At 45.5% G+C, this 18,336-nt stretch carries 25 protein-coding genes; all 25 read right to left on the reverse strand.

The window, feature by feature from the left end; all coding sequences use genetic code 11:
* Positions 1-61: 61 nt before the first annotated feature.
* The 25 genes from ssaQ to spiA all read right to left on the reverse strand — a co-directional run bounded on the left by ssaQ (position 62) and on the right by spiA (position 18,335).
* On the reverse strand, positions 62-1,030 hold the full coding sequence (ssaQ, locus tag EOS97_RS22325) for an SPI-2 type III secretion system cytoplasmic ring protein SsaQ (RefSeq protein ID WP_000944179.1): 969 nt from the start codon (positions 1,028-1,030) through the stop codon (positions 62-64).
* The gene (gene ssaP, locus EOS97_RS22330; RefSeq protein WP_001223312.1) at positions 1,011-1,385 is read right to left on the reverse strand and encodes an SPI-2 type III secretion system apparatus protein SsaP; all 375 of its coding nucleotides are present in this window, start codon (positions 1,383-1,385) and stop codon (positions 1,011-1,013) included. Before ssaP ends, ssaQ begins: the two co-directional genes overlap by 20 nt.
* Positions 1,366-1,743 (reverse strand): SPI-2 type III secretion system apparatus protein SsaO, encoded by a 378-nt coding sequence (gene ssaO / locus EOS97_RS22335; protein WP_000449089.1) that lies wholly within the window; start codon positions 1,741-1,743, stop codon positions 1,366-1,368. The genes ssaP and ssaO overlap by 20 nt, the downstream gene beginning before the upstream one ends.
* Before the next feature lie 2 nt (positions 1,744-1,745).
* Complete coding sequence (gene ssaN, locus EOS97_RS22340; protein ID WP_000787206.1) at positions 1,746-3,047, reverse strand: SctN family type III secretion system ATPase SsaN; 1,302 nt, start codon at positions 3,045-3,047, stop codon at positions 1,746-1,748.
* Positions 3,037-5,082 (reverse strand): SPI-2 type III secretion system apparatus protein SsaV, encoded by a 2,046-nt coding sequence (ssaV, locus tag EOS97_RS22345; protein WP_001258217.1) that lies wholly within the window; start codon positions 5,080-5,082, stop codon positions 3,037-3,039. The genes ssaN and ssaV overlap by 11 nt, the downstream gene beginning before the upstream one ends.
* Positions 5,067-5,435 carry an SPI-2 type III secretion system apparatus protein SsaM gene (gene ssaM, locus EOS97_RS22350; RefSeq protein ID WP_000383700.1) on the reverse strand — a complete coding sequence of 123 codons (369 nt, stop codon included), beginning with the start codon at positions 5,433-5,435 and terminating at the stop codon, positions 5,067-5,069. Before ssaM ends, ssaV begins: the two co-directional genes overlap by 16 nt.
* A 57-nt stretch (positions 5,436-5,492) precedes the next feature.
* The gene (ssaL, locus tag EOS97_RS22355; protein ID WP_000238883.1) at positions 5,493-6,509 is read right to left on the reverse strand and encodes an SPI-2 type III secretion system apparatus protein SsaL; all 1,017 of its coding nucleotides are present in this window, start codon (positions 6,507-6,509) and stop codon (positions 5,493-5,495) included.
* On the reverse strand, positions 6,475-7,149 hold the full coding sequence (gene ssaK / locus EOS97_RS22360; RefSeq protein WP_000011191.1) for an SPI-2 type III secretion system apparatus protein SsaK: 675 nt from the start codon (positions 7,147-7,149) through the stop codon (positions 6,475-6,477). The genes ssaL and ssaK overlap by 35 nt, the downstream gene beginning before the upstream one ends.
* A complete protein-coding gene (locus tag EOS97_RS22365) occupies positions 7,146-7,694 on the reverse strand; it encodes a type III secretion system domain-containing protein (RefSeq protein WP_023194624.1) in 549 nt (182 codons plus the stop codon). Before EOS97_RS22365 ends, ssaK begins: the two co-directional genes overlap by 4 nt.
* A 17-nt stretch (positions 7,695-7,711) precedes the next feature.
* Positions 7,712-8,461 (reverse strand): SPI-2 type III secretion system apparatus lipoprotein SsaJ, encoded by a 750-nt coding sequence (gene ssaJ / locus EOS97_RS22370; RefSeq protein ID WP_000862882.1) that lies wholly within the window; start codon positions 8,459-8,461, stop codon positions 7,712-7,714.
* Complete coding sequence (gene ssaI / locus EOS97_RS22375) at positions 8,458-8,706, reverse strand: SctI family type III secretion system inner rod subunit SsaI (RefSeq protein WP_023204946.1); 249 nt, start codon at positions 8,704-8,706, stop codon at positions 8,458-8,460. The genes ssaJ and ssaI overlap by 4 nt, the downstream gene beginning before the upstream one ends.
* 11 nt (positions 8,707-8,717) lie before the next feature.
* Positions 8,718-9,008 carry an EscG/YscG/SsaH family type III secretion system needle protein co-chaperone gene (locus EOS97_RS22380; RefSeq protein ID WP_000444713.1) on the reverse strand — a complete coding sequence of 97 codons (291 nt, stop codon included), beginning with the start codon at positions 9,006-9,008 and terminating at the stop codon, positions 8,718-8,720.
* Complete coding sequence (ssaG, locus tag EOS97_RS22385; protein WP_000350226.1) at positions 8,986-9,201, reverse strand: type III secretion system needle filament protein SsaG; 216 nt, start codon at positions 9,199-9,201, stop codon at positions 8,986-8,988. The genes EOS97_RS22380 and ssaG overlap by 23 nt, the downstream gene beginning before the upstream one ends.
* Before the next feature lie 93 nt (positions 9,202-9,294).
* The gene (sseG, locus tag EOS97_RS22390) at positions 9,295-9,984 is read right to left on the reverse strand and encodes a pathogenicity island 2 effector protein SseG (RefSeq protein WP_000805840.1); all 690 of its coding nucleotides are present in this window, start codon (positions 9,982-9,984) and stop codon (positions 9,295-9,297) included.
* The gene (gene sseF / locus EOS97_RS22395; protein ID WP_000690708.1) at positions 9,981-10,763 is read right to left on the reverse strand and encodes a type III secretion systems effector SseF; all 783 of its coding nucleotides are present in this window, start codon (positions 10,761-10,763) and stop codon (positions 9,981-9,983) included. The genes sseG and sseF overlap by 4 nt, the downstream gene beginning before the upstream one ends.
* A gap of 15 nt (positions 10,764-10,778) precedes the next feature.
* Positions 10,779-11,213 carry a SycD/LcrH family type III secretion system chaperone SscB gene (sscB, locus tag EOS97_RS22400; protein WP_000979963.1) on the reverse strand — a complete coding sequence of 145 codons (435 nt, stop codon included), beginning with the start codon at positions 11,211-11,213 and terminating at the stop codon, positions 10,779-10,781.
* 51 nt (positions 11,214-11,264) lie between these two features.
* Positions 11,265-11,681 (reverse strand): LcrR family type III secretion system chaperone SseE, encoded by a 417-nt coding sequence (sseE, locus tag EOS97_RS22405; RefSeq protein ID WP_000249599.1) that lies wholly within the window; start codon positions 11,679-11,681, stop codon positions 11,265-11,267.
* Positions 11,682-11,683: 2 nt separating this feature from the next.
* A complete protein-coding gene (gene sseD / locus EOS97_RS22410; protein WP_000388331.1) occupies positions 11,684-12,271 on the reverse strand; it encodes an SPI-2 type III secretion system translocon protein SseD in 588 nt (195 codons plus the stop codon).
* A 15-nt stretch (positions 12,272-12,286) separates the two neighbouring features.
* Entirely contained in the window at positions 12,287-13,741 is a 1,455-nt protein-coding gene (locus tag EOS97_RS22415; protein WP_001079744.1) for a type III secretion system translocon protein, read from the reverse strand.
* Positions 13,742-13,743: 2 nt separating this feature from the next.
* A complete protein-coding gene (gene sscA, locus EOS97_RS22420; protein WP_000711023.1) occupies positions 13,744-14,217 on the reverse strand; it encodes a SycD/LcrH family type III secretion system chaperone SscA in 474 nt (157 codons plus the stop codon).
* Complete coding sequence (gene sseB, locus EOS97_RS22425; RefSeq protein WP_000094431.1) at positions 14,214-14,804, reverse strand: SPI-2 type III secretion system translocon protein SseB; 591 nt, start codon at positions 14,802-14,804, stop codon at positions 14,214-14,216. Before sseB ends, sscA begins: the two co-directional genes overlap by 4 nt.
* A gap of 6 nt (positions 14,805-14,810) precedes the next feature.
* Positions 14,811-15,137 carry an SPI-2 type III secretion system chaperone SseA gene (sseA, locus tag EOS97_RS22430; protein WP_000972855.1) on the reverse strand — a complete coding sequence of 109 codons (327 nt, stop codon included), beginning with the start codon at positions 15,135-15,137 and terminating at the stop codon, positions 14,811-14,813.
* Between the two features lie 262 nt (positions 15,138-15,399).
* Positions 15,400-15,642 carry a YscE family type III secretion system co-chaperone SsaE gene (gene ssaE / locus EOS97_RS22435; protein ID WP_000210202.1) on the reverse strand — a complete coding sequence of 81 codons (243 nt, stop codon included), beginning with the start codon at positions 15,640-15,642 and terminating at the stop codon, positions 15,400-15,402.
* 7 nt (positions 15,643-15,649) lie between these two features.
* Positions 15,650-16,861 (reverse strand): SctD family type III secretion system inner membrane ring subunit SsaD, encoded by a 1,212-nt coding sequence (gene ssaD, locus EOS97_RS22440; protein WP_000323797.1) that lies wholly within the window; start codon positions 16,859-16,861, stop codon positions 15,650-15,652.
* Entirely contained in the window at positions 16,842-18,335 is a 1,494-nt protein-coding gene (gene spiA / locus EOS97_RS22445; protein ID WP_000261288.1) for an SPI-2 type III secretion system protein SpiA, read from the reverse strand. Before spiA ends, ssaD begins: the two co-directional genes overlap by 20 nt.
* Position 18,336 lies beyond the last annotated feature (1 nt).

Raw genomic sequence — 18,336 nt, forward strand, 5'->3', positions numbered from 1 at the left:
TCTCTCATGACACAACCTGGAACGCTATTATATTGTTCGCATATTATTTTTCTTATCAGGTTTACGCTGTATTTTTGCAAAGATACCAACGTGTAATACGCACCATAAATTCATTGCCACAGGCAATCAACTCACCTTGCCCAATAATACGGTCATTTACTCTTATCGTCACCTCTGGCGCAAAACATCCCCCTACAGGCAAAACGTCCCCCGTTTTAAGTTGTCGTAATTGTCCAATTTCCAGACTCGCACGTCCGACCTCAAAGAGCACCTGTTGTGGTATCTGCTCAAGTTCGACTGAAGACGTTCCGTCACTCTTTGACATTGGGCTCCCTGACGCAAGTAGCGTTTCGATATCCTGGACTAATTCGTCAAATTTCATCGTGTTATCCTCTGTCAGCAACACCCTTGCGTAGATTCCCCCAGGTAGTTGAATAGCAAAAAAACCGAGTCTGATGTCGCCGAAGCAATGAATCCGAACGCCCATGCCGATTTCGATAGACTCAAGTTCGATTAATGTAAGCTGGCACCAGCCTGAATATACAGGGACTACCACAGGAGGGGCAGGATAAATCTGTTGACGCTCAGCAGAAAGCTCTCCGACTATATTGCGCAAAAAACCCGTTGGCCATGTAAAAATAATGCTATGGAACTCATGTTCTTCAACTGTCCATTTAATATGCAACGCTAGCTGATGTGGTAGATTACTGCAGGATGTTGGCGGTTCGTTCTGACAGAGGGTTGCATCACTGGCTTGCAATAACGGCGCCAGCCCCCATTCAGCTATTCCATATAGCAATTCAGGATCGATAACCGATCGATTAGCGGTACCAATTAACCCTTCACACCAGCGCTGCCAGCATTGTTCTGCAATCCACACCCTACCCAGCTCATTATGATAATGTATGGTAAATAACGTCCCTTGCTGTACTGGATATTGTTGCATACTCAATGTCAGCTCACCAATGGTAGCGCCTTGCGTTGGAAGCATCTCCATCCACGGACGCTCTTCATTCGCTATTCTTAACATAGAATATCTCCAGGGAAATTATATACCCCATATGCAGCAACTGAGACTCCAGCCACTGCTTTAGCGCTTTCATCGAACGGTAAATTTCATGATGAGGGACATTGATTTTTAGCTGGATTAGCCCCCCTGATTCACATACTTCACACTCTACACCGTCAAGATAACCGCCACTAACACGATAACGTTGCGTGAAAACCACGTTTTTATGCAATGTTGCAGGAGGATTATTCTCACCAATGGGTAATGCCTGGTGCATGAGTTGTTCAAAGTCCATACGTTCCGCCTCCGCCTCATTCTCATCCTGATAAGACTGGCATGGCAACCCAAGACTTCCCTCAACTTTGGTAATACGCATCGCTTAATACCATAGTAATTTTTTCTTTCTTTTTCATAAGCGCATTAAAATTCTTCTGTAATTCGCTTCGCCGGGAGACAAGCTGCTGATACTGATTCTCTAACTGCTGCCGTTGCGTCAAAAAGCTCTGCGCCTGAGTGAATAACCCGGCCATTTGTTGTTTCTTATCCAACAATAAATGACAAGATAACGTACCTTGCCAGCCCATTAATTCTTTCAGTCTGGTAGACACTGCTAAAGCGCGCGTCTGGCAAATCTGCTGTTCCGTAATAATCGCCTGTTGCTGCTGATCAAGTACGGTAAGTTTGCCGCGTAATTGCTTTTCACGCCGCGCGATTATCTCCAGCAAAGTTTCCATGATCACTCGGTGAGGATTTGGTGTAATTTTTCTATGAGTAGCTCGGGTCCGCATACTTCATCCTTACTTTGTCGCAAAAATGTGCAAATATCCGGATAGGTATCAATGGCTTTGTCAGTATCAGTATCAACTCCTCGCTGGTATTCCCCAATGCGTATTAATAGTTCAACCTCCTGGTAAAGCGCCAGGCACCGTCGCAATATCGCCGCCAGTTGACGATGCTCATGGCTGGTAACGACTGGAAAAACGCGGCTGAGCGTTGCCAACACGTCAATGGCAGGATAATGCCCCCTCTCTGCAAGCCGTCGGGATAGCACAATATGTCCGTCAAGCAGTGAACGGACTTCATCCGCCAACGGCTCATTCATATCATCACCTTCCACCAGTACCGTATAAAATGCGGTAATACTGCCTTTTTCTCCCATTCCTGTACGTTCTAAAAGTCGTGGCAATGCACTAAATACGCCTGGCGGATATTCTCCAGAAACTGCGGTCTCTCCGGCGGCCAGAGCGATTTCCCGCGCGGCCCTGGCATAACGCGTCAGTGAGTCGGCAAGCAAGACGACTCGCTTTCCATTATCGCGAAAAAATTCTGCTATCGTGGTGGCCACAAACAGCGCCCTCACGCGCTCTAAGGCGGGTCTGTCAGAGGTTGCGACAACAATGACACAACGTTTTCGGGTCTCTTCAGACAGTGTAAAATCGATGAATTCGCGGACTTCTCGTCCACGCTCACCAATTAACACCAGAACATTGCTGTCTGCGTCTGGAGCATTACACAGCATCGCCAGAAGCGTGCTTTTCCCCACGCCAGGAGCAGAAAAAATACCCACTCGTTGCCCTTCGCCACAGGTCGCAACGCTATCAATAGCGCGAATCCCCGTCATTAATGGTTGAGTGATAGGCTGTCGAACCATTGCGGGAGGAGGCATTGCATCATAGTCTTTCCAGCAGACGTCGGGCAGTTCGCAGCCATCAAGGGGACGACCAAAACCATCAATGACTCGCCCTAATAACGCTTCGCCCACGGGAATCTGATGGCGTCGCCTTAAGGCCATCACTTGCTGCCCGCAGTGAAGCCCGATAGTACTCGTAAAAGGAGATAGCAAAGCTTTGCTGCCATTAATCCCCACGACTTCAGCAAGTTCTTCCCCAGGCTTTATACAGCACAACTCGCCCATAAATACCCCAGGCAACCACGCATTTAACAACGTTGCGCTGACATCCTGAATTCGGCCCCATCGACAATAACCATCGGGGGGCGGATATTTCAGCCTCAGACGTTGCATCAATTCATTCTTCATTGTCCGCCAACTCCTCTTCGCTAAGGTCAATACTTTCTACCACTTGTATAAGGCTCTCCTCTCCTAATTCCTGCCATGACAAAATCGGTACGTCGAACAAGGTGGCTTCTGTAATTTTTCGCAAGAAACGTCGGGTGTCGACAGAAGTGACAATGAATAATTTGGCTGACTGCTTCAGCGCCTGCTCGATAAGTTGCAGGATCTGCGTCTTATGACGAGACGACAGCGCAGTATAGGTCCCCATTGCCGTCTGGCGAATGGATTCACGCACGAGGTTCTCAATACCTTCGCCGATCCGCAAAATCGGCAGCGGTTTTCCTTCCGGATTAAGACGACGCAGAATATGACGGCGAAGCGCGATACGGACATATTCTGTCAACATCAGGACATCTTTTTCACGTGGCGCCCAGTCAATTAAGGTGCCGAAAATAAGACGTAAATCTCTAATAGAAACCCGCTCTGATACAAGCCGCTGCAAAGTTTCAGCGATTTTATTAATGGGTAACTGGCGTTGAAGCTCTTTCACCAGCTCAGAGTAGTTTTTTTCCATCGCATTCATTAGATAACGCGTTTCCTGAACACCAATAAACTCTCCCATATGCCGAAGCAGGACACATTTTAATAAGGCAGAGATACGTTGGCTGCCCGCGAAAACGTCCAGTCCAAAACCTTGCGCCTTATGGGCCATCTCTTTTGTAAGCCAACAGATCTGTCCCATCCCGTTCGGTAACGTCTGGCTGTCACCCACCACACTAGCGTCCGCGCCTATCAATAAATAATCCGCCTGGGCGGGAATAGATAAACTAAATACGGGTTCCTGATATAGCAGTACCGTCAATTTTTCGGTGGGTTCAGGCAAAATCTCAATATTCACCTCAGGGAGAGGGACGCCGGTATCCTCAAATAAAAACCATCTCATGGCGTCAATATCACGAATCAGGTCGGCAGAATGTAACGTCGGGGTAAGACGTAAGATTAGAGGACATGCGCCGGGAACCATACTATCTTTTTCCGGTGCTTCGACGCCATTTGCGGAAACCACAGACTTTTTGCGGCGAATGAGGATAATTGGCAATGCTAACAACGCTGAAAAGAAAGCGAGAGTGATAAAAGGAAAGCCAGGAATTAAAGCGAGGAGCATTAAAACCACAGCGGTTAATATGAGCGACTGAGGTTGTCTGGCAATTTGAGAACTCAACTCTGTCGCCAGGTTCTGGCGTTTCTCACCCGGAACACGGGTGACAATAATTCCCGCGCTAAGGGAAATCAGCAGCGATGGAATTTGCCCACATAAACCATCTCCGATTGACAGTACGCTATAAGTGTGAACAGCCTCACTCATCGACATATCATATTGTACGATAGCGATAATGATACCGCCGATAATGTTCACCAGAACAACAATAATACCGGCAATCGTATCGCCTTTAACAAATTTCATCGCACCGTCCATCGCACCGAGAAAACGGCTTTCCTGCTGGACGTGCTGTCTTAATGTACGGGCATGGTCTGCATCGATAACTCCGGCACGCAAATCGCCATCGATACTCATTTGTTTGCCTGGCATCCCATCAAGCGAGAAACGCGCGCTAACTTCCGCCACCCTCTCGATACCTTTTGTAATGACAATAAACTGCACGATAGTAATGATGGTAAATACGACCAGCCCAACGGTGAGATTTCCTCCTACGACAAACTTACCGAAAGCATCCACAATATTACCGGCATTATGTTGTAACAGTACCAGCCGTGATGTGCTGATTGTGAGTGACAAACGATATAATGTAGTAATAAGTAATAAAGACGGAAATACCGATAAATCGAGAGGGTCACTAAGATAAATAGCAATTAAGAGCAGGATCACTGAAAACATAAGGTTGATAGTAATCAGGATATCAACCATCCAAGTCGGTAAAGGTAACAGCATCATCACAATAGCGATTAATAACACCGTCGCCAGAACCATATCCTGCCGACCCGCGCATACACTGAGCCACTGTTGCGCCCTGATTCCCTCACCTAACCATGAACGCATTGCGACTCCAGAAATTTTATTTGTCGATGATGTAATCGTAACCAGAGCTCGGCGGAGCTGGAAAGAGGAGGAGAACAGCTCATTGCAAGCCCATCGCGCAACAAAAATAATCGCTGAGGAATACCCTGGAACGCTGCAGGTTTCCAGTGAGTTAAGGCTTTAAAAAGCAGATCTTCGTCTAAGAAGGTTTGCTTGAGTATCTGACATAAGTGAATACGACCGTTATGATAGTTTAGATAGGTTTCATATTGTCCTTGCCGCCAGAACATATTGGTTGCTAAAGGCCGTTCAGCTAATCCTGCTAATTGAATAAAAAGCTGAATATTACGTTCAGTAATAAGATCCCAATCCATCCTGCCGCCTCATGATGAGCCAGAACGCCAATTTACCTAAATATTGAAAGCCAGGTATCAGAATAAAACCTGATTTACCTTTACTTCACGAAGCGTTTCGAGAATTTGTTCACGTTGATCTTCGTCGTTAAAACAGTTATCGGGTATCAGCATAAACTGCGCATCAAGTTGTTGGAGTAACCGATTGAACATCTTCGATGAACAAACTATAGCGGTAAGTCTATCAAGCAACCAATCACTGAAAAGCCAACGCTCACAAATGATATCGAGTAGTAGCGGCAGTAATGTATTAGGCGGCAACTGGCAAATCCACTCCTCACGCTGGCACTCTTTTTCAAGGCCAAGGAATAACAACAAACGACGCAAACGTACTAATGCTGCGGCCAAACGACTTTGCTCCGAGGGTTCGATGCATATGCTAAGTTCAAAGGCTATGGCTCTTAGCAAAATACGGACCCGTTCACAGCGATCCGGCCAGTCTGCCACGCGTCTGAACCACTGCGATAAGGGCATTTCATCGTTGTCTATCGCCTGTTGCATAAAACGCTTCAGCGAGGACAGCGTAGCGGTATCCACTTCGCCAAGTTCCAGTAAACTAAAAACGGCAAGTTCCCATCCCTCCTCCGCTGTAAGCGTATCCAGTTGCGATTGCAAATCGCGTTTTTTCTTTTTTGACAACCCGTCGGCAGTAAGCGCCATTGCAAGAGCGATAATTTGATACGCATTCTGTAAATCAGGATCACTATTCTCTTCGGTAAGCGGACGCAACGTTGCCCCATTATCCTCCTGTATTTGTTTTATCAAACGCAGCAAAGCCTGCTGTCTGCGCTCCAGTTTCTCAGCATCCGTGAATTTATAACTTTCGCGCAGTTTACCACTCAGCGCCATTCCTATTTCTTCCATCGTCTCATAGAGCGCTGCCCCCGTCGTTTCCTGTAACTCCTGGAGAGCTAACATTGAAGGCGAAATAACCTCCTGTTCCTCTATAACCTGACCAGGGGTAAATGCTGTAGGGGGCGTCATTTTTATCTCATTAATTTTAATATTCATCGCTACCTCTTTTATCTTCACCATTACGTAACCATTTCAGTAACGCGTTGAAATGACGAGAAAGTGAAAATTCAACGGCATATCGTGTTGAGGAAAGTTCAGCCTGATCGGGAGAGAAACCAGGCTCGATAATCAACGTAAACCGCTTGCCAAAAGTTTCACGCATCAATGCCTCTTTTTCAGGATGAATACGCAAATAAAGCGCTCCCTCTTCCGCCATAGCCGTGGCCTGGCGTGCCAGACGATGGCACATAACACTGTCTACCGACTGTTGGTCGAACCAGGCCAACAGAACCTGTTCTATACTATTTTTAATATGATGCGCTGCTTGATCGACCAATGAACGAAATTGATTTTCATCTTCTTGTAAATGTTTTACATGCTGTTCCAGCCATTCCACTTCCATTTTTTCCAGCGTATTTTTACGCAACCACGCTAGTTCTTGTTGCTGCTCAACTTTCTGTTCACGCTGATAACGATAGGCGTCTCGGATGATTTTTTCAGCCTTACGGTAAGCGGAGCTCACAATAGCATGTGAAACTCTCTTAGCTTGTTGCTCTTGTGCAAATAAAGTTAATTGTAATGTTATCCACGGTGACTCAATAATATTTCGAGCGGGTAGCTTATGGTTAATTTCCGTCAGAGGAAGTGAAGTAAAACTCATAGCAAATGCTCCATGAAGATAATCTCGGTAAGAGAAGTCTTCGGCCAAAGTATACGCTGCGGAGGGGGTAATAATACTAATAGCGCATGTAAAACCGCATCATCATGCGCTTCCCGATTAAGAATGGCGGTACCGATCTGCAATGCAGTTTGTTGCATCACTTGCGGAGGAAGTAATTTGCCATCTTTTTGCCCCAACCAACCATATAGCTGCCAGATCTCATCCTCGCTAAACCACTGTAGAAGCAATTGCCGATACTCTGGTAGCATAAAATAGTCACTACACCTGAGTTTGAATAATCCCAGCCCAAAGGCAAATGCCGATATACGCGGCGCAAGACGAACCTGCCGTTTTTGCCTGTCATTTAAACAGGCTGGAATAACAGAGCTTCCCCTTAGTCTATTTAACGCTCTGTCAAGAAGACGATCCAGCTCGGGCCGATCGCCATAACGCCAGCAGTTTGAAGGATGAAAACCCAGCTTATCCAGCCATTCCGGTACAGCGTAACGAGCAGGTTGCCAGAAATAACGATAAAGTTGCAACACCTCGGGATCAGGTCGACTCAAAAACGGCGTCTCAGGCAAAAATAGCCGATCAGGATGCCCACTCCTAATAACAGTCCTGTCAACGATAACATCAACTGATAAGGGTATTTCATCAACCACTTCACCACCTTCCCTTTATTGGCGTTGATCACGTCCATAATCCAGAATGTTTGTCTCGCGGGTACGTCAGATACCATTCTGAATTCAGCAGGCTGCATCAAGATACTAATCTTACTGTATTGCAACCCAGGGATTGACATCTCTATTAAATCTTTAATTTTTACCCGAAAGGCCTCCATATTGACCTGAGGTGAATATTTTATAAATACGGCAACTGAGCTCGGAGAAGCGTTACTTCCCTCATCATAAGTCGGTAGCGCAATGGTCACTTTTGCATTAATTACGCCCTCCATCTGACTCAGCATTCCTTCAATTCTTTGTTCTTTTAAAAAATTAATCTTCTGCTGTTCTTCCTGGGGGGATACCACTAACTGATTAGCCGGAAACATCTTATCCGCCGTTGTAAACTGCCGATGCGGATAACCGTTAAGTCTAAGTAGCTCAACCGCATTAATAAACTGCGACTGCTCGACACGTAAGGTTACACCATCCTCTTCCTGTTTTTTTTCCGCATCAATATGATGCTGCATAAGTAATGCCAGCATTTGATTCGCCTCATCTTCTGGCAATGAGCGATAAAGATCCACATCACATGCCGTAAGAAAGAACGTAAGGACAGTAAGAAATACTATACGATGAACCTTCATGCCATGTTATCCAGCTTATTAAGCGCTTGCGATGCTGCGCCTGATATTCTGGCAAGATAATCGACGCCTACCGTTAACTGCATATAATCCATTTGCCTGGTCAACATAACCTGCGGTAATAAAGCGCTGGCGTTACTGGTGGATGCATCATCTTTCAGCAATTGTTCAAAAAAATTAATTTGCTCCTGGCTCGGTTCTGCAGAGGACTTTACATAAGATTGAGTGCTTACAGGCACTACGCTCATATCAGAAATATTCAATTTTCAAACCCCTCATTTGGTGCAGGAAATAACAGACGCAGCGCCATAGCCTCTGGCAAATCGATATCCGATAAAATTTTCGCGGCTTTTAGCGGCTCATTTAAACCCGCCAACAATAATGCCAGACATACCAACTGTAATTTTTTATCCGGAACAATAACCGTTAGCGCTGGTAACATCGCATGTACCTGGGAAATCAGGCTATGGTTAACGCCCGCAAACATGATTTCCAGCAGCAACCGTCGAACATCGTCGCTAATAACTTCAGATTTTAGCAATGATTCCACTAAGCATATCCTTGATCATTTTGATCAGTGAACTTTCGTAATTAATAAATGTAGAATACTGCTGTAAGGCAAATTGCGCTTTAATCATCGATTCTGGGTTGAGCAAATCATTACCATTCATTTTGTCATTAATGGCCTGACCTGCCTGGTGCGCCATGTGGGAGAGCATATCCACTAATTGTGCAATATCCATAATGCTTTTCCTTAAAATAAAAACATCATAAGGATACTGGCAACATAGCAAAATTTAGAAAGCAATGAACATCCGGTATATACCTGAAAACGATTACTCCGGCGCACGTTGTTCTGGCGTCACCTGAGCCAGCAAACGATATAATGGGCTGCTGACCTGCATACCGGTCATTGCCATCCCATCCATACCGAAGCGAGTAAAACCCATTAGTCCGTAGGTAATATCATTAAGACGCTCTAATAAATGAAGCTGTAGTCCCAAACTACCACTCCAGTATGAATGCGTCATTACCGTCGCTGTTAAGGCTAATCTACCGCCCAGGGAGACGGCTTTAGCAATCGCCATACTTTTGCGTTGATTGGCGAAACAATTAGCAATATAAAAAACGGCATTGCCTATACTGTCGTGAGCCATAGGCAAATGATGTTTATGATGGTAGATAAGACAGGCGACATCCGCGATGGCAATAGCAAGGCCAATTCCCGCCAGGGCTAAGAGCGGTGCGCCTCCACCACTTAGCACTGTTAATGCTATTCCAGCGGAACAGCATAAAATCTGTCCGCCCAAAATGACCGTTTGCCAACTAAAAATTTCTTTTGGAAAACACTCTATCACTCGTTTCGCAAGTCCGGCCAATAACCGCTCATTTCCTTGTTGAGGACCTACTCTACCACTCTCCATATTGGTTTCCGGATGTGGCAATGAGGGACATGGAGGTGATTCCTCAGGCGCGTTAACAGGACGTTGCCCTGCTACCTGAGCATTTGGGCTAACAGGTTTCATGGTTCTCCCCGAGATGTATGACCAGAACTGTCCATTAATGCAGGTGCAGTAGCAGATTGACAGAGCGATGCCATTTGTTCCGCCAATAACGCACTGGGATCGGCATGAAGTTCATCAACAGAATTTTCCTGATCGTCGCCAGAGGGGCGGGCAAGGCAATAATCCAGTACCGCACCTATCGCCGTCAGGCTAACGGAGGTAATTACACTCCCCATGTCCAAAGAGGCCGCTATATTTTCAGCGGCGGGCAGTGGAAACTGTAGGGGTAAAACCAACATAGAAATAGCGATTCCTGAACGTATTAATAAAGAAAGACAATTAGCAAGGGTGTTAGCGCAGTTAAGACTTGCCCCACATTTTAAGGCCAGCGCACTGACCACAAGAGCAACGCTATCACTGGCGGTTTGTAACGGCTCCTTTTGCTGACATATCAATTGATAATTATGATACGCACAGCAAGCGTCCCCAATAGCAATCACGAGCGCCGCCCCCGCAAGAATAGCAATGGGTAATCCTGCCCCGCCAGAAATTACCGCTGCAGCAACCGATAATCCAAACACGACTGTCGCACCCAGCGCACGAATAGTGTATTGCATAAAATGTATCGCATAATCCCTCTGCTGCCTTATTTGTTCAGGCGTAAGCAGCACTGGGGCTGCGGGGGTGCCAGGGGCTGGAATTTCAGGGGGAGGAAACGATGCCTCCTTCGCTTGTATATCGGAAGGAGGACTATTACCATCTACTATATTACTTGCCGCTGACGGAATATGAATTTTCATATTTCGTTCTGTTATTTAAGCAATAAGAGTATCAACCATTATTTGCGCATTCTGGCGAATCTCACTCCATGAGGCATCCGCATAACTCATCTTGATTGCGGTTTGAAAAGCCTCTCTCGCCAACCCGGGTTCCCCCATCATTTTGAGACAGACGCCCGTTTGGTAAACCGGTTCTGGATGGCTGGCATCCAGCATTAAGGCATGTCCATAGAAATTAATGGCCGTCGTGTATTCTTTAAGCATCATCCAGGTGCCAGCCAATGCAATATGGGCACGCCAACTCCATGGCTGGGCCATCACCAGCCAGCTAAAATCGATTACGGCGCGCGAATAATCCCCCTCCTGCCATGAGGCGTAACCACTGGCATAAACGGTTTCCGGATCAACGGATAATAGCTGTTTCAGAATGTCTTCGGGTATTTTATTTTTCTGATCTTCTTTCATCATCATACCTATTGATTGTTATTTTCACGTGATAATGATTTACGTCAGGAAGGTCATTTAAAAACGTCGCTGGATAAGATGCTCGGCGGATAAAATTGTCCAGTTATCGCCATCAAGCTGTGTAAAGGTCGCTCCCATTACTGTCAGGATGCGCAATAATTTCCTGCGCAGCATGGCTTTTTTTTCATCCAGAACGTCGGTGATTATCAACATCTTTAAACATGTTAACTGCGGGTGATGTACAAATATCCCGCGTAAAAGTCCCAGTAAGTGAAACAATTGCTGTGGTCGAGGTTGCCCGGGCGTCAGGCGCCTGAACTCACAAATAATCATTTCTTTTGCCTCAATACGATAGATCACCAGGTAAGGCGATAATATAAACTGTTGCCCAAGTAATATGGCGGTATCCCCTAAATATGCAGGCTCAGTAAACACCTGATGCCGACGCAACCATTGCTCTATTTCTTGCACCATGTTTACCTCGTTAATGCCCGGAGTATTTCAGCAAGAACCGCGACCAGTGACGACCCCACGCCCATGATTTGTTGCATAATTTCAGTTGCTTTCTCCATAATTTCCGTCAGGGATTTATTATAGGATTGGGACCCATTTTGTTGCAGGTCGGCAATCGCTTTATCTTGATCACTTTGACGTTGCGCTACACCGGCCCCCAGGCCCATGACGCCTCCAGCAGTGTGGCCTACGGCTTGACCCGCTATAAGACCGGTCTCCCCGCCTACGGCCCCTAATCCTATCGTCAGCACGCCCGACAATATTGCGCCACCCGCAGTAATCATTGATGCTCTAAACGCTTCATCAATTGTTTTCATTTGCGTCTGTAAAACATTGACTTGCAGTTCCCAGGACAGTCGTTGTTTTTCTACGTTATAGTCGCGCATGATATTGCGCAGCTTTTTGGCAAGCTCCATTAGCTTCATCCAGATATTATCAAATAACAGAAGCATTGATTCAGTACCCATTCCCTCCCCGGAGGGAGATGGAGTGGAAGAAGGCGTTAACAAGGAAGGCGCTGGTAATACCAGTGCTACGTTACTCGCTTCCATATTTTTATCCTCAGATTAAGCGCGACAGCCAGCTATTCTCGCCTGAACGCTACTATAGTGATCAATGGTATCTAATGCATCTCTAAGCGCGGCACCACTACTCTTATAAAGCTCCTCTAAGCGTTTTTGTTCTATCTTTTTTTGGTCTTCCGTTTGTTGCATTATGAAATCCAGAAACCGTTGCTGAGTTATTAATTGCTCTATTTTCTTTTCGAGCTTCGCTTTATCTGCGTTAACCATGCCAGTATTCATCTGATTGGCGCCCTCGGTTGCACATCTGATAGCCTGTAAGCCTTTAAATGAACAATCACTCAGTAAGGCATACAGGATTTTTTTGAACATATTCCAGAGAACTTTATTACGAAAATTTTTTAACAGAAACTTTTCCCCTTCCTGCGCATATTTTTCCAGGGCTTCTTTTGCCGCTTCTTTTGCCATGGCTTTCACCCCCTCTTTCGTAAAGCTTTTTCCCGCGCTTCGCGTCATATTATTTTCTACCTCACGAGAAAATTCGGCAGACTCCTCTGCCATCTCATTCGCTATAACCATTTCACGTTCAAGCGGCTCAAATTGTTTGAGAAAACTTTCACTCACTTCTTCGCCAAACTTTTCAGCCAACTCCTCTATTTCTGCTTCCCCTGCGCCTACCATACGCTCAACCACTTCCTCGCCAAAACCGGAGTCAAGCACTTTTGCAGCTGCGTCAGATAAGCCTCTAGTCGCCATAAAAGCACGACCAATCTGGAAAACATCCAGTGCCATCGCGACGACTTCACAACCAACTTGAATTTTACTTGCCACGTCAATAATCGCCTGACAGGTATCGTGGTCAGCACCGCACATCATTGCCGTTTCGGCTCCGGCTTTAACCATTCCTGCACAACCTGCGGCTATATAAGCTACGCCGCTAGCCATTTCTGCGGGATTACCGGACAGAAAACCCTCCACAACTTTTAAGGCGCCAATCACAGTTTCAAATATGCCGGTAAGCCAGTCAAAAATAGCGCCAAAAATGCCCGCTTTACGCGCTTTATCCTCCTGCTCTATCGCTTTCTGGATCTGCTCCTGATACTCCTTTACCTGCTTATTACGTAATGCATTTTGCACCTCAGTTGCCCGCTCAAGCTGTTGACATAACGATTGAGCGTTATTACCAAAGACGTTGAGTATTAATGACGTCATCATCATTGATAAAACAGTGGGATTGATATGCAAAAAGTCAGGCAATGATGGACGCTTATGATCTCCGGGTACGGCATCAAGCAGTTGCTTCAACGCATTGCTTGCCTCCTGAAGACTAATTTTCCCTGATAACAGGCACGCGGCGTTGCCATCGCCAAAAGTAGAATTCACACGATGCTGGCGCTTTCCCAGCGAACCCGAGGAAACGCAACTGACATTGCTTAAGTGATGATGTGTTAAGGCGGTTACTCCTGCGGCGCTATCGCTATTACTGTGAATTCGATTCATTTTTAGCTCCTGTCAGAAAGTTGCTGTAACATCTTTTCTGCACGTAATCGGAGGATTTGATGTTCACTGACCTCGCCGCAAATACGCACCACGGCCTTTAACGCTTTTATTGCATAACAAACGTTATCACACGCGAGGTAGCATTCCGCTGCGGCCCATGGCGCCTGCGGCGCATCAATCTTAATTTGCGCCGCACGTCCATAAGCGTATATCGCTTCCCCCCAATGTTTTTGGGCCTGGCAGCATTCCCCTAACCGAAACCAGTAGTCAAATGACCAGGCATCATATATCGTCAGCAATTGAAAAAGTCGCGCTGCGCCAGCGAACTCTTTTACCTCCATAAGCTGCATGGCATAGCGATACAGAGTATTAAGCGGCTGTGTAACATCGTCATCCAACAACATACGCAGCGAGCCGCCACGCCGGAAAAATCGCATCGTGTCATGAGCCTGTTGTAGTGTCGGGTCTTTTTTCATGAGTACGTTTTCTGCGCTATCATACTGGAAATTTCCCCCCACTTACTGATAAGCCCCGTCAGTTGGGTAAGGACAGCGTTAAGCTCCTGAGACATTTTTTGAATTATTATCTGCCCCTGACTCATAAGATCGGTATTCCGGTTGGCGTCATTATCCAAAGCCGCTTTGATCGCCTGTAGGCCACCTTTATCCAGCTTCCCATGATCGCCATATTTAGCCATGTATTCATCAATGGTCATACCATTGATGAGAATACCATTATCACGCATGTATTTAATTACATCCTCAGGCACCTCCTCTTTGGTTTTAGCATCCCCTTTGGCTGCTTTAGCAATCACCTCATCCATCTCATTTGATTTTTCCTGGGTATTTCTGGCACGTTCAGCGTTCTGCTGGACTTCAATAAATTTATCGTTTGCAATAGCCTGAATAACCATAAGGAGAATAAGCAAAACACCATACCCTTCGGCAAACGGATTTTGCTGGGATAAGTCATCCTGACCCCCGGTATCAGTGTTGCTAACGCCGAAACTATTTTTAAACACAATAGGGTTTTGACTTCCCCATAAGATGTTTCCTGAAGACATTATGCTTTACCTTTTTGTTTTTCCTGACGGTATCTCCACCGGGGCTTGAGCATTAAGTTGTTTCAGTCGTACTTCAAGTTGTTTAAACAAACTTACTATTTTCTTTAAATCCTTCTCGGCCTCTTGGTTAACCCCGGCAACGCCTTGTGGAAATAGGTTATGAAGAATACTCTCTGTCTCTCTGCTCTTTTTGGGGCTCTCTGCCCTTTCAGCAAGCTGTTGACTCACCTTAGCCCGGATTTGGTGAAATTTTTTAAGACAGTGATTTAGCTGCATGTAACTTTGCTCTAAATCACGATATTCACTAAACGCAGCCTTTTTCTTTATCATCATTCCCCTCCATATACACGATAGATAATTAACGTGCTAACTAAGAGCCTATCCCATTAGGGCTATTTTACTTGCCATTTTGGTCCTGGGCAGTGCTCGCCAAAACGCGTTAGCGTTTTGAACGCCGCTAGCGGCGGCCCGAAGGGCGAGCGTAGCGAGTCAAACCTCACGTGCTACGTGTACGCTCCGGTTTTTGCGCGCTGTCCGTGTCCAGGCTGGCTGCGCCAATAACGCCTGGTGGGATAGGCTCTAAGATATTTTTACTTTACTCTTGCTCACTCACTACAAGTGCGCTGTTATGGTAACGATAATAAATAATGTTGATGATATTTTCGGCCTGCTCGATCGCTTCAAGCAATAAGGTGTTTTGCTGATATTGCTGCGGATCCTGTAACTTACCGTTGTTCTCTTCTAACTGTTTCCGGGCAGCCCTTAATTGTAAAATTATGCCTTTGGCCTCTTCACGCGAATGAAGCAGCAAATCTTCTAACCGGGTCAGAGTTGTCATTTTCCACTCACTTAAAATCTAATGGATAGTTAATCAAAGTATCATTATGTTTAATCGTTACCACATCGGCACTCAGATGGACAATTTCTCCCCCATTGGGTAACAATGCCCCTACACGTAAACGCTCTTTATTCGTCAGTAATAAGTAATTACCATGGCGACTCTGTACAAAGCCAGCCACTGGCGCAGGCAGATACTTGCTTTCATCATGAGAAGGCGCAATATCCTGATAAATTAAAGAAAGAGCGGGGTCCTTTTTCTTTAATGCTGCTAACGTTTCTTGCAAAATGCGTTGATTAGATTCATCCAGTACACCACTGATAACAAAAGAGCGCCGCATTGGCGTAACATTGACAAGGCCCACTAAACCGTTCTCTATTATCGCAGAAATAATATCATCCCCCTGAGACTGATGAGAATGACTAATCTGCCAGTGCAATAACCCGGGAATATCTGCAAGTAATGGTTGAACCTTACGCCATTGCTGATCCATTTGTATGTCATCATGAATTAACACGCTTCCCGGCCCTTCGCTGGATACTTCAGCATGCGGGTAACCCATTTTTATCAAAACATCCTGCACTTCTCGTACCAATAAGTCATCACAGATTACACCATCCCGATACATGACCCCCCATGATTCGAGAGTCGCTCTCACCTTTTGCATCTGTTCGCTTGACGAGCAATAACCGGACAACTGCAGGCTGCCATCTTCTTTCCATTGCGCCCGCACATAATGAATATTGCTTTTGTCTAATAAAAACTTAACCCGCAAAGGTAAGTCATTTACCGTTTCAGGCTGACCGCCAATACTTAACAGGACCCCCATTCCACCGATGAAAATCAAGAATACGCCAGCCAACCACCAGTACCCTGATCTGGAAACGGGTATTTGATAATCAGCAAGTTCACAATCCTGTTTACCAAACGCGATAGCCACTCCCGCAACCTGCAAAACCCCACTGGATGGTAGCGGCTTATTTGGATTAAATCTGCGGCCGTTAACTTTAACTCTGGCTTTCCCGGCATCAACAAATAAACTATCTGCCTGTTCTCTCAGAATAATTTTTTCATTTATAGTAAGCGGAATACAAATATCGCATCCTTTCTCCCCCAGTGACAGGTTACCTTCATTCAGCCATACTTCCCGGCCTTGTAAAACGTGACCTAAAAAACGTATTTTCCATGAGCTCTTTGGATTAACCATGAGATATGCCATTATTTACTACTGAGGCTTTAATCAAAAAAAGCCTGATTACACTATGTACTTGAGTCGTATCATTGCGAAACAAATGACCTACGACAGGAATATCGCCCAATAAAGGGATTTTGTTTTGCGAGTGGATTTGTTTACCTTGTTTAAATCCTCCCAGCAATAGACTTTGTCCGGCCAATAATGTGGCTTGCGAAGCAATTTCAGAATTTTGCACTTCGGGTAGCGGATCTGTTTCGCTTTGCGTATCACTTTGTTGTCCATCCTGAATATTAAGATTAAGCATTATTTTTTGCGTGCCATTGTCATTTAACAAGCGAGGTGTAACGCGCAACAAAGAACCCGTAGTGATGGATTCAAGTTTAGCCACTTTTTCTCCCTGCAGTTTGGTATAGAAAGTAATATTTTTATCCAGCACAGCCTGGATATTATTTAAAGTCACCACAGATGGCTGGGAAAGTACATAAGCCTGAGAGCTTTTTTCCAGGGCATTCAAACGCACCATAAAGTTTGAGGTATCGCTGATTACCGTTGAAAAACCGCTAGCACCGCCGTCATTCAAACCTGTATTGAACGCAATTTTCTTGCCACCCAGCGACACTGCCGTTCCCCAGTCGATGCCTAACCGGTTAATATCTCCAGCATTAACATCGATAATTTTCACCGAAATCTCTATCATCTGCTGGCGTTGATCTAATTCTGTGATGAGTTTCCGATACCCGGCCATATTGGCCGCATAATCACGAACGATCACTGCATTCTGGCGTGGGTCGGCAGCAAACATGGGCAATGCCTGTGTAGCGGGTGAACCATTGGTCGTCGATGACGCCGGGACGCTGGTTTTACTCATCTCACGCAATACACTCACGACCCCAGGAACCACGACGGACTGATCGCGATATTGGTATTGGGTATCCATCGCAGTGGCATACTTAAGCGTGTATATACTTACACTCACCGCACTGTCTTTTCGTTTGATTAACGCATTATCCAGCACTGAAGCTAATTGACTAATACGAGTCAGACAGCTGGGAACACCACTCACCTCCACAGCTCTGGTACCGGTAATTTCTTTAACCTCGCATCCCGGTGATGAAAGGATATTCTGGCTGCGTAAGTAATGAATGAACCGTCCAGTAGATAAAATATTGAAAGTGATAACCTGATGTTTTAATAACGATGCAGGATATACATATAACATGCTACCATCAAACCAGGTAAGCAAATCATATTGTGCTGCCAGGTTATTCAAAATATCGACCGGTGGTCCAGGCGGAATTTTTCCACTAAATGTAGCTGTTATCAATGGGCTAATAGTAATAGCCGTATCATAGTTCTCTGAGAGCAGATGTAAAACCTCTGCTAATGGCATTTGTCTGGCATAAAGGGTGAAGTCATTACCTTTCCATGATAACTCATCACTCTTTGCTGTATTGAGTATAAATAGTAAAATTAAGATTAAACGTTTATTTACTACCATT

The sequence above is a fragment of the Salmonella sp. SSDFZ54 genome, assembly GCF_004010735.1.
GTDB lineage: Bacteria > Pseudomonadota > Gammaproteobacteria > Enterobacterales > Enterobacteriaceae > Salmonella > Salmonella enterica.